Annotated in this window: 17 protein-coding genes; 8 read left to right on the top strand and 9 right to left on the bottom strand. The window is 67.8% G+C overall.

The window, feature by feature from the left end; genetic code table 11:
* Positions 1 to 5 precede the first annotated feature (5 nt).
* A complete protein-coding gene (gene hppD, locus NM2_RS25000) occupies positions 6 to 1196 on the bottom strand; it encodes a 4-hydroxyphenylpyruvate dioxygenase (RefSeq protein ID WP_067673422.1) in 1191 nt (396 codons plus the stop codon).
* Positions 1197 to 1333: 137 nt separating this feature from the next.
* Here hppD and NM2_RS24995 point away from each other — a divergent pair, with 137 nt between their 5' ends.
* Positions 1334 to 1849: an Lrp/AsnC family transcriptional regulator gene (locus NM2_RS24995; protein ID WP_067673420.1), complete on the top strand. Its 516-nt coding sequence runs from the start codon at positions 1334 to 1336 to the stop codon at positions 1847 to 1849.
* Between the two features lie 39 nt (positions 1850 to 1888).
* On the opposite strand, the gene NM2_RS24990 is transcribed toward NM2_RS24995, so the two are convergent.
* The gene (locus tag NM2_RS24990) at positions 1889 to 3004 is read right to left on the bottom strand and encodes a winged helix DNA-binding domain-containing protein (protein ID WP_067673418.1); all 1116 of its coding nucleotides are present in this window, start codon (positions 3002 to 3004) and stop codon (positions 1889 to 1891) included.
* A gap of 93 nt (positions 3005 to 3097) precedes the next feature.
* Positions 3098 to 4072, bottom strand: coding sequence for an NADPH:quinone oxidoreductase family protein (locus tag NM2_RS24985; protein WP_067673416.1), 975 nt, complete (start codon positions 4070 to 4072; stop codon positions 3098 to 3100).
* Between the two features lie 139 nt (positions 4073 to 4211).
* Here NM2_RS24985 and NM2_RS24980 point away from each other — a divergent pair, with 139 nt between their 5' ends.
* Both NM2_RS24980 and NM2_RS24975 read left to right on the top strand, forming a co-directional pair.
* Positions 4212 to 4499, top strand: a complete 288-nt coding sequence (locus NM2_RS24980) for a hypothetical protein (RefSeq protein ID WP_067673415.1) — start codon at positions 4212 to 4214, stop codon at positions 4497 to 4499.
* Entirely contained in the window at positions 4496 to 5647 is a 1152-nt protein-coding gene (locus tag NM2_RS24975; RefSeq protein ID WP_067673414.1) for a lytic transglycosylase domain-containing protein, read from the top strand. The genes NM2_RS24980 and NM2_RS24975 overlap by 4 nt, the downstream gene beginning before the upstream one ends.
* Positions 5648 to 5651: 4 nt before the next feature.
* On the opposite strand, the gene NM2_RS24970 is transcribed toward NM2_RS24975, so the two are convergent.
* From NM2_RS24970 to NM2_RS24960, 3 genes are read right to left on the bottom strand one after another with little or no spacing between them, the layout of a single operon-like run.
* Positions 5652 to 6881 (bottom strand): DUF7373 family lipoprotein, encoded by a 1230-nt coding sequence (locus NM2_RS24970; RefSeq protein ID WP_157121294.1) that lies wholly within the window; start codon positions 6879 to 6881, stop codon positions 5652 to 5654.
* The gene (locus NM2_RS24965) at positions 6878 to 8824 is read right to left on the bottom strand and encodes a serine/threonine-protein kinase (protein WP_067673410.1); all 1947 of its coding nucleotides are present in this window, start codon (positions 8822 to 8824) and stop codon (positions 6878 to 6880) included. Before NM2_RS24965 ends, NM2_RS24970 begins: the two co-directional genes overlap by 4 nt.
* A complete protein-coding gene (locus NM2_RS24960) occupies positions 8824 to 10707 on the bottom strand; it encodes a serine/threonine-protein kinase (RefSeq protein ID WP_084531528.1) in 1884 nt (627 codons plus the stop codon). The genes NM2_RS24965 and NM2_RS24960 overlap by 1 nt, the downstream gene beginning before the upstream one ends.
* Positions 10708 to 10885: 178 nt before the next feature.
* Between NM2_RS24960 and NM2_RS24955 the strand changes: the two genes are divergently transcribed.
* Complete coding sequence (locus tag NM2_RS24955; protein ID WP_067673405.1) at positions 10886 to 11659, top strand: acyl-[acyl-carrier-protein] thioesterase; 774 nt, start codon at positions 10886 to 10888, stop codon at positions 11657 to 11659.
* A 197-nt stretch (positions 11660 to 11856) separates the two neighbouring features.
* Here the strand turns inward: NM2_RS24955 and NM2_RS24950 are convergent, their stop codons facing one another.
* Entirely contained in the window at positions 11857 to 13524 is a 1668-nt protein-coding gene (locus NM2_RS24950; protein WP_067673403.1) for an FAD-dependent oxidoreductase, read from the bottom strand.
* 234 nt (positions 13525 to 13758) lie between these two features.
* On the opposite strand from NM2_RS24950, the gene NM2_RS24945 reads away from it, so the two are divergent.
* On the top strand, positions 13759 to 14250 hold the full coding sequence (locus NM2_RS24945) for a SixA phosphatase family protein (protein ID WP_067673401.1): 492 nt from the start codon (positions 13759 to 13761) through the stop codon (positions 14248 to 14250).
* 17 nt (positions 14251 to 14267) lie between these two features.
* Here the strand turns inward: NM2_RS24945 and NM2_RS24940 are convergent, their stop codons facing one another.
* A complete protein-coding gene (locus tag NM2_RS24940) occupies positions 14268 to 14468 on the bottom strand; it encodes a hypothetical protein (protein ID WP_067673399.1) in 201 nt (66 codons plus the stop codon).
* Positions 14469 to 14595: 127 nt separating this feature from the next.
* On the opposite strand from NM2_RS24940, the gene NM2_RS24935 reads away from it, so the two are divergent.
* From NM2_RS24935 to NM2_RS24925, 3 genes are all read left to right on the top strand, one after another.
* Complete coding sequence (locus tag NM2_RS24935; RefSeq protein WP_067673397.1) at positions 14596 to 14964, top strand: VOC family protein; 369 nt, start codon at positions 14596 to 14598, stop codon at positions 14962 to 14964.
* Between the two features lie 234 nt (positions 14965 to 15198).
* Positions 15199 to 15702 carry a MerR family transcriptional regulator gene (locus tag NM2_RS24930; RefSeq protein ID WP_084531527.1) on the top strand — a complete coding sequence of 168 codons (504 nt, stop codon included), beginning with the start codon at positions 15199 to 15201 and terminating at the stop codon, positions 15700 to 15702.
* Between the two features lie 162 nt (positions 15703 to 15864).
* Positions 15865 to 17139, top strand: a complete 1275-nt coding sequence (locus tag NM2_RS24925; protein WP_067673394.1) for an amidohydrolase — start codon at positions 15865 to 15867, stop codon at positions 17137 to 17139.
* Between the two features lie 8 nt (positions 17140 to 17147).
* Here the strand turns inward: NM2_RS24925 and NM2_RS53435 are convergent, their stop codons facing one another.
* The gene (locus tag NM2_RS53435; RefSeq protein ID WP_439956915.1) at positions 17148 to 18401 is read right to left on the bottom strand and encodes a C40 family peptidase; all 1254 of its coding nucleotides are present in this window, start codon (positions 18399 to 18401) and stop codon (positions 17148 to 17150) included.
* Between the last annotated feature and the right edge of the window lie 83 nt (positions 18402 to 18484).

The raw sequence follows: 18484 nt of genomic DNA, 5'->3' as shown, positions 1-18484 counted from the left end.
CCGGGTCAGAGGTTTCCGCGGGCGTCCTGTTCGCGTTCGATGGCCTCGAACAGCGCTTTGAAGTTGCCTTTACCGAAGCCGAGCGACCCGTGACGTTCGATGAGTTCGAAGAAGACGGTGGGGCGATCGGTGAGGGGGCGGCAGAAGATCTGCAGAAGATAGCCGTCCTCGTCGCGGTCGACCAGGATGCCGCGCGATCGCAATTCCTCGACGGGAACCCGGACGTGCCCGATGCGGGCGCGCAGTTCGGGATCGGAGTAGTAGGCGTCGGGGGTGTCGAGGAATTCCACGCCCTCGCGACGCAGGATGTCGACCGTGCGCAGGATGTCGGAGGTGGCCAGCGCGATGTGCTGGACGCCGGGGCCGCGGTAGAACTCGAGGTATTCATCGATCTGGGATCGCTTGCGGCCCAACGCCGGTTCGTTCAGCGGGAATTTGACCCGGTGGTTGCCGTTGGCGACGACCTTGCTCATCAGCGCCGAATAGTTCGTGGCGATGTCGTCGCCGACGAATTCCGCCATGTTCGCGAAGCCCATGACGCGGCGGTAGTAGTCGACCCACTGATCCATCTGGCCGAGTTCGACATTGCCGACCACGTGATCCACCGCCTGGAACAACCGGCGCGGGGCGTCCGGGCGGGGCACGAACGCGGATTCGCGGGCGATGTATCCGGGCAGGTACGGGCCCGCGTAGCGGGAGCGGTCGACCAGAGTGTGCCGGGTCTCGCCGTACGCGGCGAGCGTCGCCGAACGGACCGTGCCGAAATCGTCGGTGTCGTCGTGCGGCTCGACCAGGACATTCGCGCCCTGCGATCGCGCCCACTCGACGCATCGGTCCACATCGGGCACCTCGAGCGCGATATCGATGATCCCGTCGCCGTGCCGGTCGTGGTGCGCGACCAGCGGACTGTCCGGATCCACCGCACCGGTCACCACGAAACGCGCACTGCCGCTGCGCAGCACGAAGCCCTTGTGATCGCGCACGCCGGTCTCGGGACCGCAGTACGCCTCGAGCCGCATCCCGAACGCGGACTGCAGATAGTGGGCGAACTGGGTGGCGTTGCCGACCACCCACACCAGTGCGTCCCAGCCGGTCACCGGGAACGGATCGTGTGCGGAGTCGTGTTCGACCAGGCCGATCAGCTGGGTGTCCGGCGATTCCTCGCGGGTGATCATCGGGACGATTTCGGTTGTCATATTCCTAGGTAATCGCCCGTCGCCGACTCTAGGCAATATCATGAAAATTCGATAGACATGATGGCGAATTACGCCACCGAAACCCCGTTCATGCTGGACAATTTGCCTAGAACAACGGATCGAAGTGGAGACTACCGATGAGCCGCAGCGAGACCAGGCTGGACGAGCTGGACCTGGCGATCCTGACCGCGATGCATGAATACCAGAAGGCCGGAATCCTGGAGTTGTCGCGCCGCACCCGCGTCGCGCGCGCCACGGTCCAGTCCCGGATCGCGCGGATGGAGGAGGCGGGCGTCATCGCCTCCTACGATCCCCACATCGATGTCGCCGCGGCGGGTTTCGACGTACTGGCCTTCGTCACCCTGGAGATCGCCCAGGGTGCGCTCGACGCCGTCGCCGCCGATCTCGAGGCGATCGCCGGGGTGCTCGAGGCGTACGCGACCACCGGCTCGCAGGATGTGCTGTGCCGTATCGGGGCCGATTCGCATGCCGGGCTGCAATCGGTGCTGCTGAGTATCGACCGCAGTGCGGCGGTGGTGCGGTCGCACAGCGTGATCGTGCTGTCCACGGTCGTGCCTAGCCGGACCCTGCCGTTGCTGCGCACCCTGACCCCGGCCGGCACCAGTAAAGCGCCCGCGTATCGGCACAGCTGAGCGGTCGCCCGCGCCGGCGGTGCTGCCGGGCACGGCCGATCAGATCTTCAGATCGGCTTCCGGGGCGAGGATTTCGATGCTCGGACGCAGCTCCGGCTCCAGAAAGCGGAGCAGCGCAGCGCCTTCCGCTTCGACCGCGGATCGCTCGGCGGCGGACCAGGTGCGGGCGGGCACGATTCGCAGCCGGGCGCGTCCGCATGCGGCGAAGACCTTGTAGATCGCGGCGACTCGGCCGTCGACCAGGATCGGGGAGACCTGCGTCCCGCGATACCGCGCGGGCGGTGCGGTGACGCCTTCCGGGACTATGCGGACCCGATCCCGGTGTGACAGAAAGACGTTGTCATACCAGCCGAGATACCGGACCGGGGCGGGCAGATCCGGATCGGCGAGTTCGGCGTCGGCGGGATCGTACAGCGTGCGGCCATGCTCGTCGGTGTAGCTGCGGACCCGAGCACCCAGTGCCGCAATGGTTTCGGCGATCCCGGTCAGTTTCGACCAAGTCTGGATATCCGCCGTTGTCGCCGGGCCGAAGGCGGACAGATATCGAATGATCAGCTCCGGCAACGGGTATCGATCGTCCAGTGGCGCACCGAGCCAGGGCTCGATACGGGACCACACCGGGCGGGCGTTGTTGCGCCAGAGCCCGCGCGGCGGGGTCTGCAATACGGGGAGCTGATAAAGCCAGGTCTGCAGTACCGCGGACGGATTGCGGTCCGGGAATTCCCGCGCGGCCAGCGCGCGCAGTTCGGCTCCGGGGATCGGCTGGTCACCGAGGGCCGTCTCGCCGCGCCGACGCACCTCCTGCGGATCCAGGCCGACCATCGCGCCGGACTGGAATCCCTTGCGAAACGGGATCTTCTCCAGCTCCGGCTGGATGTGCGGCGCGATCCGCAACGCATCGGCGGCGGTGACGAGATGAATCGTCGCGCGCATCACCGTGATTCGCGCCAACGACCGATCCCGCAACCCCGCCGACACCGCCTCCGGATCGAAATCGACCGTGCGACTCCATAATCCGATGAACGGCGGCGGAACATCCTGCGCCTGCAACCCCACCAGGTGCGCACACATATCCGCCACCGACAGCGCCGAGCGGGCCAGCAGATGCTGCCGCGCCAGCAGGGTCCGGTTCAGGACTCGATCGGAGAGCTTCATGGTCCGCTCACCATAAACATCGGCACCGACAGGATCCGGCGACGGACATCGTGAGGCGATGTCCGGACCGGACGCTTTGTGACGGTCGGCCGCTCAGCGGATGGTGACGACGACCTTGCCCGTGGCGGTCCGGTTGTCCAGGGACGCAACCGCATCCGCGGCCCGGTCCAGCGGGTACAACACCGGCTCGGGCGGGGCGATCTTCCCCGCGGCCAGCAGCGGTCCGACCTCGGCCCACTGTTCCTGCAGGTAGTTCGGGTGCGAGCCGACCCACTCACCCCACGCCGCGCCGACCACCTCGACGTTCTTGAGCAGCAGCCGGTTCACCTTCACCGTCGGGATCTCGCCCGCGGTGAAACCGACCACCAGCAGGCGGCCGCCGGCGGCCAGCGAGCGGACGCTGTCGGTGAAGCGGTCACCGCCCACAGGGTCCAGCACGATGTCGACCCCGCGACCGCCGGTCAACTCCTTCACCGCGGCCAGCCAGCCGTCGGCGAGGACCACGTCGGTGGCCCCGCTGGCCCGCGCCACCTCGGCCTTCTCCGGCGTACTGACCACCGCGATCACCCGGCCCGCGCCCAGCGCCGCGGCCATCCGCAACGTCGAGGTGCCGACGCCACCGGCCGCACCGTGCACCAGCACCGACTCCCCCTCGGCCAGGCGGCCGCGGTTGCGCAGGCAGAAGTGCACGGTCAGATCGTTGAACACCAGGCCGGCGCCGGCCTCGAGGCTGATGTTGTCCGGCAGCGCGAACACCGTCCGCGGGGACACCACCGCGACCTCCGCCAGGGCGTTGCCGAGCATGGTCAGCGCCACCACCCGATCCCCCGCCCGCACGTGCGCGTCCTCGGGCGCGGACCGCACCACACCCGCGACCTCACCGCCCACCACATACGGCATCTCGGGCTTGAGCTGGTACAACCCCCGCGTCATCAGCACGTCCGGAAAGGCCACACCCGCCGCGTGGACATCGATCACCACCCCGCCGGGAAACGCCTGGGGCTCCGGAATATCGACGACCTCGATGGCTTCGGGCCCCTCGAGCTTGCTCACCTGGGCTGCACGCATGTATCGACTCCTGTCGTCCGGCACCTGTCCCAACAAGTTAACCGGTCTTCGCCGCGGGCTGTCCGCGGGTGCTGATTTTGCTACGCTTATGCGCGCTGAACAGTGAGTAAGGGGGATCATCTTGGCACCGGAACCATCGATGAACATCGACGCCGGAGCGCTGGCCGGCTTCGCCAAGGCGCTCACGGACGAGGCTGCCGCGATCGGCAAGCTGAATCCCGGCCTCGGCGACGCCCTGACAGCTCTGCCCGGCACCGACTGGCAGAGCACCTGCCAGTCGGCCAAGACATCGGTCGACAATGCCCTGCAACGCATTTCGGACCGGGTGACCACACTCGCGGACTCGGTCGATCACGCGGGCAAGGTCATCACGATGACCGATGACCAGTTCGCCGCCGATCTGGACAAGGTCGGGATGCACGCATGACACTCACGATCTCGAACGTCGAGGCCTGGAACCCCGCCGCGATCACCACCGCGGGCACGGCCGTCGGGACCACCAGCACGAGCCTCGACAAGGCCCTCGGCGATGCCGACCACACGATCAACAATCTGACGTGGGACGGCAACGCCGCCAAGGCCGCCCGCACCCGCATGGGTACCGAGAAGACCCGGGCATCGGCGGTGAGCGGAGCTCTGCTGGAACTGCAGAAGGCATTGAGCACGCACGTCGAGAATCTGACGAATACCCGAAAAGCCGTCCTGGACGCCCGCGAACCGGCACTGCACCCGACCGGCAAGGAGGCCACGCCCCCGGATCCGTTCGAAGTCGCCGACAACGGCGTGGTCACCGCGACGAAGCGGAAGGACTACATCGACAAACTGCAGGGCCTGAACGACGGCGAGAAGACGTGGCAGAAATGCTTCCAGGATCTGCTCGCCGCCAATCATCAGTCCAAGATCACGGGCGCGCTAGCGCAGGCGGAGTCGGCCGCCACCGACCTCATCACCGCCGTGAACACCGCCAAGGGGAAGGTCGACGCGGCCTACGGCGGACTCGGCGACCCGAAGCTGGGCACCACCGCGCCCGCTCCCGCCGCCCCGACGGCCACCAGCCCGGCCGCGGTCACCTCGAATACCTCGACGCCGCACTATCAGACGACGAGTCACAGCTCCCACAGCGGCAACGGGACCTCGTCGCACAACGGCACCAGCCACTACAGCAACGCCGCATTCAGCGACCGCGGCGGTAGCGACGCCAACCTCTCGAAGCCGTCGGGCAATGTCGCCGAGTGGATCAAACAGGCACGAGAGATCCTCATCCAGGAGGGCGTTCCGGCCGATCAGATCGACGACAACGCCATCGCGACGATCATCGAGCACGAATCGGGCGGCAACCCGTCGATCGTCAACGACTGGGACAGCAACGCCGCGGCCGGGCATCCGTCGAAGGGGCTCATGCAGACCATCGACAGCACGTTCAATTCCTATGCGGTGCCGGGACATACGGACATCCTGAATCCGGTCGACAACATCGTGGCGGCCAGCAGGTACGCGATCCACAGATACGGTTCGCTGAGCGATGTCCCCGGTGTCGTCGCCGTTCGTCACGGTGGTTCGTACGTCGGCTACTGAAAGCTCAATTCGGTAGCGCGACTTGGGCATTGGCCAGCAGCGCATACTGCGACGCCGCTCGCTCCTGGGTGCGCCAGAGCTGCTGTCCCAGGACCAGTGCCGCATAGCGCCGATATGCGACGAAGCAGCGGAACCGGGCCGCCGCCGGCGCGGTGTAGTTCTCGACGCACATCGCGTTCGGCACCCTCTCGGGCGGATCGACATCCCGCCGGGACGCGGCATCGCCCAAATGAGCCGACTCGACCACGAACTGCTCCGCCGCGGCGGCATCGCGGGTCCGGAACACATAGGCCGACGGCGCGACCGCGACCCGGTCGATCCCCGCCCGGCGCATCACCGGATATCTCGTGCCCTGGTCCTGCACGTAATTCAGATAGGCGCGCAGGGTGTACACGATCTCGCTGCCGTCGGCGGGCCCGCCCACCACCTCGCCGTCGTGCAGGGTTCGCACCAGGATGTGGTCCGGATCCTGTTGCAGCGCAGCGATTTTCTCGTCCGGCGTCGGAACGAACTTGTCGAGTACGGGCAGTTCCGCGGCGAGATACTTCTGGGTCATCTCGGTGAGCCGGGTCAGGTCCGTCGTCCGGGCGTCGGCGAGGATGTTCACGACGAATGCGCCGTGGGCCAGGGTGCTGCCCAATGTGGGCACGGTAGGGCGCCAATGCGCGAAGGCGTCGGCGTATTTCGGCAGTTCGACCCGGGTGTTCTGCGAGTTCAGCGCCATATCCACGGCATCCGCCTGCTGCGCCGCGGAACGGGCCGACGCGGCGTCGGGGAAGCGAAGTACCGTTACCCGGATGCCCTCATGGTCGTGGGTTCCGTACACAGCCTTGGTCAGCGGTGTCACCGAATCCGCCGCACCGGTCGAGAACCCCACGATGAATCCGTTGTCGTACAGCACCTTCACCACGGGATCGGCGAGATATTCGGTGACCGACTCCGGCGCGACCTGTGCACCGGCGGCGGCGCCCCAGAAATATCTCGGCTCCACCTCGTAGGGACTCAGCACGGCGTCCGCCAGTCTGGCGGCCTCCAGATACGCGTAGCCGAAAGCAGCCAGGTGATTCAGCAGGGCGGGAGGTTTCGTCGAGGAATACGAATCGGTGTCGAGGGTGCGCACATCCACTTCGCCCGCAACCGCATTCGGGTGGAGCACCGAGGAACACCCGGCCACCAGCGCCACCATGACCAACGCGCCCAGTCCTCGGACCAGTCGACCCGAATACGAGCTCATCCCATCACCTCGGGAAGGTCGCCGAGAACATGGTTCAGGATCGTCTGCGCACTCAGGCATTTGCCCGCCGGCACGGTACCGGTACCGACCGTCGGGGTCGTGACCCGGACGGTCACCGCTTCGACGTCGTCGCCGGTGACCGTTCGATAGACGCCACGCCGGACACATCCGTTGCTGTTCATTTCCGCGGCGTCGACATCGATCACGTTGCCACCACCGAAATCGATGTGAATCGGATGGGCGGGCGAGGCGAACGCCTTCGTACGTTCGAAGGTGACCGTCAGCGTGTTCGTGCCGATCCAGTCGCAGGAATGCAGCAGATCCGGGGTTCCGCGGACTTTGTCTCCGATCGATAGATGGGTGTCGTCCGGATCGACGAGCGCACAGGGGTCGTGGTGTGCCAGCGAATTTCGAATATCCGCCAGCCGCGGCCCGCGCTCGACATCGGGCGCCAACCGGCCCAGAGCATCATCGGCCACCGTGCACCGCTGATCCACGGAGGGACCGTTCTTCACGGTGAGCGTGATCCCGAACTGCGGATCCATCGTCGCCGGAATCAGCGCCCGGCCGCACCCTCCGTCCACCGGCCGGTCGGTCTCGAGAACCGGAACACCATTCACCGTGCGACCGCCGTTCCGGTAGGCGGTGGTGCGTTGGATATCCAGATCGAACTCGTATCCCCCGGCCTGTGCGCTGCATCTACCCCACCGCTCCGAGACCGGCGACCGCGTCCACCGCCCCAGCGAGGGGATCAGCGGATCTCGCATGACCGCGCACATATCCATCGATCGCAGTGCGGTGAGGTTGAGTCCGGCCAGGGGATTGGGCCCGGCCGATGCCCGACCATCGCTGCCGCCGAACGCGAATACGCCGCCGACCACCGCGCCCACCAGGATGACGACGCCCACCAGAGCTCCCGTGAGCAGACGCCGGCGACGACGCGTCTCGGCCACCTGGGCCGCGAGGAGAAATTGGCCGACTCGCCGGTCGAAGTCGGCTCCGGGCGGCTCGGGGACGGTCGAGGTGTCGATGCCGGTGATCTGAGTCGCCTCGGGATCGGAGACCAGCGCCGAGAGTTCCCGGGACTGATCGTAGATCGCTCGATGCACGCCCAGCGGCCACGGTTGCTGTTGCGGCGGAAGCGATCCCAGGAAGTCCAGGATCTGCGCGGGAGTGGGGCGCGCGGCCGGATCCCGGTTCAGGCAGGGCCCGACCAATTCGCGGACCTCCGGCGAGAGTACGGACAGGTCCGGATCGGTGTTGACGATCTTGTACAGCACATGCGGCATCGAGTTGCCCGCGAACGGGCTCGCGCCGGTGGCCGCCATCACCAGGACAGAGCCCAGCGAGAACACATCGCCGGCCGGTGTGAGCGGTTCGGACTGGGCCTGTTCGGGGGACATGAACGCGGGTGAGCCGATGATGGATCCGGTATGGGTCAGATCGGAAAGCTCGTCGGCGACGCGAGCTATGCCGAAGTCGATCACCCGGGGACCGTCCTGCGCGAGAATGACGTTGCCCGGCTTGAGATCTCGATGTATGAGCCCGACGCCGTGAATGGACCGCAAGGCCGAGGCCAGGCCGACCGCGAGCGTGCGGATCTGCCCGGGGCCGAGGGTGCCGTACTGCTGGACCGCCCGATCCAATGGCATGCCGGGGACGAAAACCGAAGCGAGCCAGGGAGATTCGGATTCGACGTCGAAGTCCACCACCGCCGCGGTGTAGGCGCCGGACACCCGCGCCGAAGTCTGTGCCTCACGCCGGAATCGGGGCAGGAAGTCCTGCTCGCCCACCAGGTGCGCATGGACCTGTTTGATGGCTACCAGGCGTCCGTCGGGGCCGACGCCGAGCAGCACCCGTCCCATCCCTCCGGCGCCGAGCTGCCCCAGCAACCGGTATCGCCCGATCCGTGCCGGGTCACCGGCTTCCAATCGTGTGACCATCAGGTGTAACCCAATCGCTCGAGAACCGAACCGATCACCGATTCGGTTGCACCACAGGCTTTTCCGGAGGATGCGGGCGTGACGGGGTGGGCGATCGCCGCGATCGTCTCCCCTCGATCGCCGGTGGTCGGTTGCACCATCAGATAGGTCGAGCAGGTGCCGTCGGCGTCGACCAGGCGGGCGGCCTGATGCGGTGCGAGCTGGATCTCGCCGCCGATGCCGACCTGCTGATACTTCGGATTGTTGTCCAGCCGTGCGGTTTCGGTCGTCTGCAATTTCATGCCGAGGCCCGTGCCCTGCCACTGGCAGGTGTGCACATCGATCGCCGACGCGGAGACGCCCGAACCGACGGCCGCGCCGATCACCGAGGAATCCACCGACGCGCACGGATCCACCCGCACCACGGACTGTCTCGACAGCGATGCGGTGGGCGAATTCGTCACCAGACGCGTGAGTGCGGACTTCAACCCGGCCATCGCCGGCGCGCACGAGTCACCGTCGGCATCGGCGACCGTGAACTCGATCGCCACCTTCGACTGCGCGCCCGCCCGGACGGCGCGACCGCAGGCGCGGTTGCCCGCCCTGGTGTCCAGAACGGGCTGGTCCGCCAGTGAGTCCGCGGTCCGCACGACATCGGGCGCCGCGACGCCCACGCCGACCGTCATCGTCGGCTGCCGACCGCCGGACAGCGTCACCTTCGCCGAACACACCGAGGAGTTCGTCAGCACCGGCTGCGCGGGCTGTCCCAGGGAACCGATCACATCGGCGCCCAGCAGTCGGCAGGTGTCGACCGTGCGCAACTGATCGTCGGATATCGCCAGGGTCCGGTGCGCCAGTGGATCCGGTGCGGCGGACCGGCCGTGCGTCAGCGCGAAGACTCCCGCGCCGACGACCCCGACGACGGTCACGATCGCCGCCGCGATCACCCACCACCGACGCCCACCCGCGGGTTCGGACGGCTGCCCGTCCGACTCGTCCCACCGCTGGGCCTCGGCCGCATCCCGGGCGATGGCCCGCTGCACCTCGGACGGCCACGCGGCCCGCGCCGACACCGCCTCCACCGCACCCAGCAACTGTTCCGCGGTCGGCCGGTGCGCCGGGTTCTTCGCCAGGCACGCGTCCACGACGGTACGCAGGGCCGCGGGCACCGCGCCGGTATCGGCGCGCGCGTGCACGACGTTGTACAGCGTCTGCGGCGCGGACGCGCCGGTGAACGGGTTCTGCCCCGACGCGGCCAGGACCAGCATCCCGCCCACGGAGAACACATCGCTGGCCGTGGTCAGTTCGTCTCCCCCGGCCTGTTCGGGGGACATGAAGGCCGGGGAGCCGATCGGGGATCCGGTCGAGGTCAGCTGGGTCCGGGTCTCGAGGGCTCGGGCGATGCCGAAGTCGATGACCCGGGGGCCTTCCGCGCCGAGCAGGACGTTGGCGGGCTTGAGATCGCGGTGGATCATGCCCGCGCGGTGGATCTCCAGCAGCGCGGCGGCCAGACCCGCGGTGAGCAGCCGCAGACCGCCCAGCGGTAACGGCCCGGACTGTTCGACGGCCTCGCGCAGCGACGGTCCGGGGACGTACGTCGAGGCCAGCCACGGCTCGGGAGCATCCGGATCGGCATCCATGACCGCGGCGGTGTACGCGCCGGTAACCCGTTGCGACGCTTGCACTTCCATTCGGAAACGTTCCCGGAACTCCGGGCTCCGCGCGAGATGCCGGTGCACCATCTTGACCGCGACCAGCCGCCCGTCCGGCGCACGCCCCAGCAACACCCGCCCCATGGCTCCCTGCCCGATCACCGCCAGCAGCCGATGCCGCCCCGCACTCCGCGGATCATTCGCCCCCAACTGCTTCATCGCGGTGGCCTCCCCTCCCGTGCCTGTCGGCATAGTACCGAGCGAACCGCCGCCCCGCCCGTCCGTTGGCCCGCGGTTCCCGGGCGAAACGGACGAATGCTACGCACTGGTACCGCCCTCTCCGCGTAACGCTGCACCGCCCGCACCGTAAAGTCATTCACAAGAAGCACCGCACGAGAACGCGGCACAACGTGCAGCGCGAGGAGCACCAGTGTCACTCGATCAGCCACTCGCCCCGCTTCCGCAGGAGGGCATCGGCTTCACCACGTCGTGGCCTGTCCGCACCGGTGATGTGGATCCGTACAACCGCGTGCGGCTCGATACCGTTGCCCGTTATCTGCAGGATGTCGCCTGGGAGGAACTGGAGGCCGGCTTCTTCCATCGCACCGATCCGGTGTGGATCGTGCGACGCACCGTCATCGACGTGGTGCGGCCGATCCTGTGGCCGGATCGGGTGGAGTTGCGGCGGTGGTGTTCGGCGATGTCGACTCGCTGGGCGAATATGCGGGTCCGGATCACCAGTGACAACGGCGGCCTGATCGAGACCGAGGCTTTCTGGATCAACCTCAACGAGTCGACCAATATGCCGACCCGGATCAGCGATCAGGGCCTGGCCCACCTGGCCCGCACCACCACCGAGACCCGGCTGCGCTGGCGGCAGTGGCTGACCGATCTGGCGCCCGCGGAATCGGACACCGATCTGCCGTTCCCGTTGCGCGCCACCGACATCGATCTCTACAACCACATCAACACCAGCGTGTACTGGCAGGCCGTGGAGCACTACCTGATCGACATCCCCAAACTCGTCGCGGGCCCGCACCGGGCGGTCATCGAGTACATCGAACCGGTGCTCGCGCGGCAACACCTCAGCGTGCGCAGCCGCTTCGAATCCGGCGACCGCACCGGGGAGGCCGCCTTACGCCTGTGGTTCGTGGTCGGCGGCACCACCACCACGACCGTGCGGATCGGCCCGCTGCCGGAGTGAAGGACGGCCTCCGAGCAGCGTCGGCCGACGGATCGAACCCCACCGTGGCGACGGCCGCATCACGGCAACGAGTGCCGCCGCGAAATCCGATATCGCCCCCGGCGACGTACCGCGTATCCGCACCGGGAACGAACGGAACGCCGGAGAACCGATGCGAGTTCTCCGGCGTTCTCGATTCTGTTGTCCCCGAACGGGTTCTACCCCCGGGCGGCCTTGAGCAGGTCCTCGCGGGTGGTGAGCTTGACGCGGGGGCGGCCGCCGGATTTGCCCGCGGTGCGTTCGGCGGTGTCGATCGCCTTCCAGCCCTCACGGTCCACCAGATCCGGCTGACGCTCGGCCAGCAGGGCCTTCAGCGCGGCCCGATCAGCTTGCGGCGCTTGGAGTTTGCCCGCGGTGAAGTCGGCGAGCAGCTGCTCCACGGTCTCGGTGGCGTCGACCCGGTTGGAGCCGATGACACCGCGCGGGCCGCGCTTGATCCAGCCCGAAACGTAGATGCCCGGCAGATGCGAGCCGTCCGCGACGACCCGGCCGTGCTCATTCGGGATGGTGCCGCTGCGCTCGTCGAAGGGCAGCTCACCCACCGGCTGGCCGCGGTAGCCGATCGAACGCAGCACCATCGAGGCCGTCAGGACCTCGGTGCGATCCGACGCCCGCGCCACCACGCGCCCGTTCTCGGCGACCAGCTCGTTGTGCACGATCTGCACCGCCTCGACGTGCCCCTCACCGGTCACCGCGGTGGGTGAGGTCAGGTAGCGGAAGACGATGCGCTTGTTGTCCGGATTCGGCGTCTTGGCCGCATACTCCTGCGCCAGTTCGTATTTCAGCTTCTGCGAGGGCTCGATGTCCGGATCATCCAGCAGCGCTTGGCTTTCCGGATCCAATTCGAGATCCGCCGGATCGATGACGACGTCGATCCCCTTCAGGTGGCCCAGGGCCAGGAACTCCGAGGAGGTGTACGCGGCCTGCAGCGGACCGCGCCGGCCCAGCACCACGACCTCGCGGATGTTGCTCTGCCGCAAGGCGTCCAGGGCGTGGTCGGCGATATCGGTCTTGGCCAGCTCGTCCGCGTCCAGGGTCAGCACGCGGGCCACGTCCAGCGCGACGTTCCCGTTGCCGACGATGACCGCGCGCTCACCCGACAGGTCGAAGGTGCGCTCGGCGTAGTCCGGGTGGCCGTTGTACCAGGCGACGAACTCGGTGGCGGAGTGGCTACCGGGCAGATCCTCGCCGGGAACGTCCAGGTGGCGGTCGGTGGACGCGCCGACCGCGTAGATCACCGCGTGGTGGTGATTCACCAGTTCCTCGTGCGAGATGTGTTTACCCACCTCGACGTTCAGGTGGTACTGCAGCGTTTCGCGACGGAAGGCGCTCTCGAACATGCTCGACACGCCCTTGGTGCCCGGATGGTCGGGGGCGACGCCGGCGCGCACCAGCCCCCACGGGGTGGGCAGGCGGTCGAACATCTCCACCTCGACGTCCGCGCGGCGCAGCAGTTCCTCGGCGGCGTAGCAGGCCGCGGGCCCGGCCCCGACGATCGCGACCCGCAGCGTACCGAGATCCTTCGGCGGACGCGCCGGAGTCACCAGCGGATCGAAATTCGATTCCAGCGGATGACGCTGGAAGTACGCGGCGTTGATGTCGGCGAATCGCGCCAGGGACGCGCTCAGATCGTCCTCGGAGAAGATGGCCTCCACCGGGCAGGCATCAACACAGGCACCGCAGTCGATACAGGTGTCGGGGTCGATGTACAGCTGCTCGGTCGTCGCGAACTCGGGTTGCTCCGGAGTCGGACGAATGCAATCGACCGGGCACTCGGGTACGCAGCTGGCATCGTCGCAACAGCGCTGCGTGATCACATAGGCCATATCTCGCAGATCCTCGAAAACAATCATGGGGCCGTACCCGCGCCGGGCTCGGAGCGGGACGGGCATCACACCCGATGCCCGCGAGCAATGGTTGTGACGCCACCTTCAGTGTGCCTCGAGAGTGAGACGTCTCTCTCATCAGGATGCGCCGAAACAGGGTTTCGGTAACCCGAATACCGCCTCGCACGGCATGCCCGAGCCCCGGTTCGGCCCGGTCGGCCTACCGTATCGGCTATGGTGCGGACCCTGATTCTGATGCGGCACGGAAAATCCGAATACCCCGAACGTGTCGTCGATCACGATCGGCCGCTCGCGCCGCGCGGACGGCGCGAGGCGGCGCTCGCCGGTGACTGGCTGCGCGAGACGCAACCGGCGATCGACGCGGTGTGCTGTTCCACCGCGGTGCGCACCCGCGAGACGCTCGCCGCGACCGCCGTCACCGCCCCCGTGCAGTTCGAATCCGCGATCTACGAGGCGTCACCGCGCACGCTGATCGAGCTGATCCAGCTCACCGAACCGGATGTGCGGACCCTGCTGGTGGTCGGGCACGCCCCCGGAATGCCTTGGACGGCTTGGGAACTGGCCGCCAACCGCGATTCCGAACCGGCCGCGGAACTCAGCCGCAAATTCCCGACCTCCGCGCTGGCGATCCTGGAATTCGACCGGACCTGGGCCGAGTTGGACGCCGGCACGGGTGATCTGGTGCGCTTCCACGTCCCGCGGTAGCTCCCGCGGGGACGCGGCTAGCTGATGATCCTCCCGCGGACCACGACGACCACACCGAACACGATCAGCAGCACCAGGGCCACGAACCAGTTGGTCAGCCACCACACGACGCCCAGGACCACGAGCACCGGCAACAGTGCGATCGCGGCGATGAGCGGACTCTCTCTGATCGTCTCGAGCGCCGATTTGGCGCGGATCCGATCGATCTCTTTGGCCATGAATCCAGCGTAGGCCGACTCTTCCCGCTCGTCCGGTCCTTTTCACGCGGTCCTGATGGAAGGGGTGCGGATTCGGCCCGCCGCGCGACGAACGAAACCTGTCGGTGCCCGGTGCGATCCTGTGCGCATGGACTGGAGAATCGAGTTAGTCGCCATCCCCGTCACCGACGTCGATCGCGCCAAGGAGTTCTACACCGGTATCGGCTTCAATGCCGACTACGACGAGAGTCCCACCGAGGACATCCGCTTCGTCCAGCTCACTCCGCCCGGTTCCGGATGTTCGATCGCCATCGGCAGGGGCATCACCGATGCCGCACCCGGCAGCGTGGTCGGCATGCAGGTCGTCGTCGCCAGCGCCGAGCAGGCGTATCAGGAGCTGACGGCCGCGGGCGTGGCGGCCACGCCCGTGAAGGACGAAGGCTGGGGCCTGTTCACCTATTTCGCGGACCCCGACGGGAACAAGTGGGCGGTGCAGGAGATCCCGAAGCGCTCCTGACCGGCTGCCCCGGCCACGTCGCGGTGAATTCCGGCAGAATGGATCGGGAGTTCGGCGCACAACCGGCGGGCGACTGCCATACAGCTGGAGTCGAGCGGAAGCAGTCGAACAGCCACACGGAGCGCAGGCCGAGGATCCAGCACGAGTGCCCGACACCGGGCCCGGCGACGGGCTCAGGGGGCCGCGAACTCGCCGGAGCGGAGCGAAGGCCGAAGACAGAGAAGGACGACGTTTATGGGCACGGTCGCATGGGATCGGATCACCGACAAGGACGACCCCGATTACGAGCGCGCGCACTATTCGATCGGCGAGGTGTCCGAACTGTCCGGCCTGACTCGCGACACCCTGCGCTGGTACGAGCGGATCGGGCTGCTGGATTCGGTGGGCCGCGATCACGCCGGGAAACGCCGGTTCAGCGAGCGGGACGTGGACTGGCTCGCGCTGATCAGCAAGTTGCGCTGCACCGGCATGTCCGTGGCGGACATGATCCGCTACGCGGAACTCGTGCGCGCCGGCGAGTCGACGTACCCGGAGCGCCTGGCGATGTTCCAGCGCACCCGCGCCGACGTCCTGGCCCAGATCGAGGAGCTGCAACAGACCGTCGCGGTGCTGGACCGCAAGATCTCGCTGTACGAGGGCAATCCGGCCGCAGCCGATCCGCGCGCCGTCGGCATTCCGCGCCAGAGCGAGGACGAGGCGGTCGAGCGCGAGCGCATCGGTGAGGGCGCGCCGGTCTGATCGCCGAGCGTTCACCTCGCCTCGGTGCCGCGAGGGTCACCGCTGCTCATATGCTCGATGATGCGCACGGTGCCCCGCCGCGCGGATCCGGTCCGGAGATGAGTGAGTTCGGGTGCGCGGGACGCGAACCTGCCTGATCTCCCCTGGAGAAGGAGCTGCCCGATGACCTCCCCCGCCGATATCGAGAGCGCGGTGCGCGCCGGTCTGGCCGCCGTCACGGCGATGCCCGCGGTCGACGAGCACTGGCTGGAGGTCTACCGGCACCTGCACGCGAATCCCGAACTCTCCGGCGCGGAGGTCGCCACGGCCCGTCTGGTCGCGGACGAGTTGCGGGCCATGCCGGGCTGGGAGGTCACCGAGGGCGTCGGCGGTACGGGTGTGGTCGGTGTGCTCGATGGCGGCCCGGGGCCGGTGATCTGGTTGCGCGCGGATATGGACGCGCTGCCGGTGCAGGAGGAGACCGGACTCGACTACGCCTCCCGCAAGCCGGGGGTGATGCACGCGTGCGGGCACGATGTGCACGTCACGGCGTTGCTGGCCGCGTGCGCGCGCCTGGCCGCGTGGTCCGATCCGCCGGGCACGATCGTGGCGATCTTCCAGCCCGCGGAGGAGACCGGTTTCGGCGCGCGCGCCATGCTCGACGACGGTCTGCTGGATCGTTTCCCGCATCCGCGCATCGTGCTGGGTCAGCACGTCGGCCCGATTCCCGCCGGACTGATCCTGTCCCGCGGCGGGGCGCTGATGGCCGCGTCGGATTCGATCCGGATCGAGCTGACCGGTTCGGGCGGGCACGCCTCCATGCCGCATGCCGCGGTGAATCCGCTGACCATGGCCGCCGCCCTGGTGCAGCGGCTGCAGGGCCTGGCCGCCCAGCATTCCTCGCTGCCGTCCGCGCCGGTGCTCACGCCCGCCGCACTGCACGTCGGCGATCGCCCGAACGTGATCGCCGAGAATGCCGAAATGCTGTTGAGTCTGCGGACATTCACCTCCGGCTCGCGCGAGACGATGTTGCAGGGCGTGCGCCGGATGACTTTCGCCGAGGCGGAATCGGCTGGGGCGCACAAGGATCCGGTGATCGAAGTGTTCGACAGCTTCCCGATGACGGTCAACAGCGTCGCCGATACCGACCGCCTGCTGACTACATTCGCCGCCAACGGATTTCCCGCCTTCCCATTGCCCGGACCAATCACCGGCAGTGAGGATTTCGGCGCCTTCGCCACCGCGGCGAACTGCGCATCGGTGTTCTGGTACATCGGCGGATTCTCCGCGGATCGCTACACCGCCGAGGATTGGATCGGCCTGCATCGGGAGATGGCGCTGCCCGCCGGGACCGCCTCCAACCACTCCCCCCGCTTCGCGCCCGACCCGGAGCAGACCCTGCCGCCGGCGATCAACGCGATGGTCGTCGCGGCGCGCGGCGAACTCGGGGCCGCCTGATCGCCGATTCATCGGAATCGACGTGCCCCGGCGACGGGCATCTGTGAGAGGGCGGATTCGATCACCCCGGTGCGCTCGGTCGAGGCGTGGATGACCCGTCCGTTGCCCTCGTAGATCCCCGAATGCTCGCCACCGTAGAAGGACACCAGATCGCCGGGCTGCAATTGGTTCAGCGAGACGGGGGTTCCGGAGTCGAGCTGGTCGTAGCTGGTGCGCGGCACCGCGACACCGGCCTGGCGGTACGACCACTGCACCAACCCGGAGCAGTCGAAGGCATCGGGACCTGCCGACCCGTATCGGTAGGAGGCTCCCAGTTTCGAGCGGGCGGCATGGAGGGCACGCTCTCCGGTGGTCTCGCGCGGTGTGAGCGAAGCCTGCGGCGACGGCTGCGGTACGACCCCGGGGAGAGACAGTGCGCGGAACGGCGGTGTGGACAGCAGTTGCCGCACGGACGGGATGTCGAGGACGGACCGCAGAATCGACCCACCCGGTCGCGCGGCGCCGGATTCCGGAGCGGGAGCCGTGGCCGCCCCGGGTCCGAATGTGAACGCGTGGCCGGGTGCGGGCGCAGGGCCGATCGGGATGACAGCGTGCCCCGTGCTGAATCCGGGTGCGGAGCCCGCGGTCTCAGGATGCAGGGCAGGCGCGGGACCGGCGTGCACGGTTTGCGGGAACAGCGCCGACGCGATCGCGGAGCGCACGATTTCGGGGATCAGCGTGGGCTCGGGCATGTCGGCCGGGGTTCCCGGCGCGGGCGCGACAGCGGAATGCACTATTGCGGGAATCTGCACAGCCGCAACGGCGGGGTGTGCGCTTCGAGGAATCTCTACGGCCCCAACGGCGAGGTATGCGCTTCGGGGAATCTCTACGGCCCCAACGGCCGGGTGCACGCTCCGGGGAATCTCTACGGCCCCAACGGCAGGGTCCACGCTCCGGGGAATCTGCACGGCTGCAGCGGCAGGGCACGCGCTTCGGGGAATCTCTACAGTCCCAACGGCGGGTTGCGCGCTTCGGGGAATCTCTACGGTCGCGACGGCGGGACGCACGATCGCGAGGGCGGGTGTGGAGGCCGGGGCCGAGATCTGATACGGCACATCGACCACACCGATGCCGGGAACACTTATGGTCCGAGCCGACGCCTGACCGGTGGTCAGCATCGTCGCCCCGATCATGCCGATGGTGGCGATACCGACTCCCAGGGCGAACCAGAGCACCCGGCGCAGCAGCCGGGTATATCGGACCTCGTCGTTTCCTGCACTCATGATGCGATCCTCCGATCCTGTCACCGAGGGTCGATCGGGGCCGTGCGACGCCGCGTCCCTTTGACGCGGGTGACTCCGTCGAG

Origin of the sequence: Nocardia miyunensis NBRC 108239, from assembly GCF_001613065.1 — a bacterium.
Lineage (GTDB): Bacteria > Actinomycetota > Actinomycetes > Mycobacteriales > Mycobacteriaceae > Nocardia > Nocardia miyunensis.
This window is presented reverse-complemented; position numbering and strand designations above follow the sequence as displayed.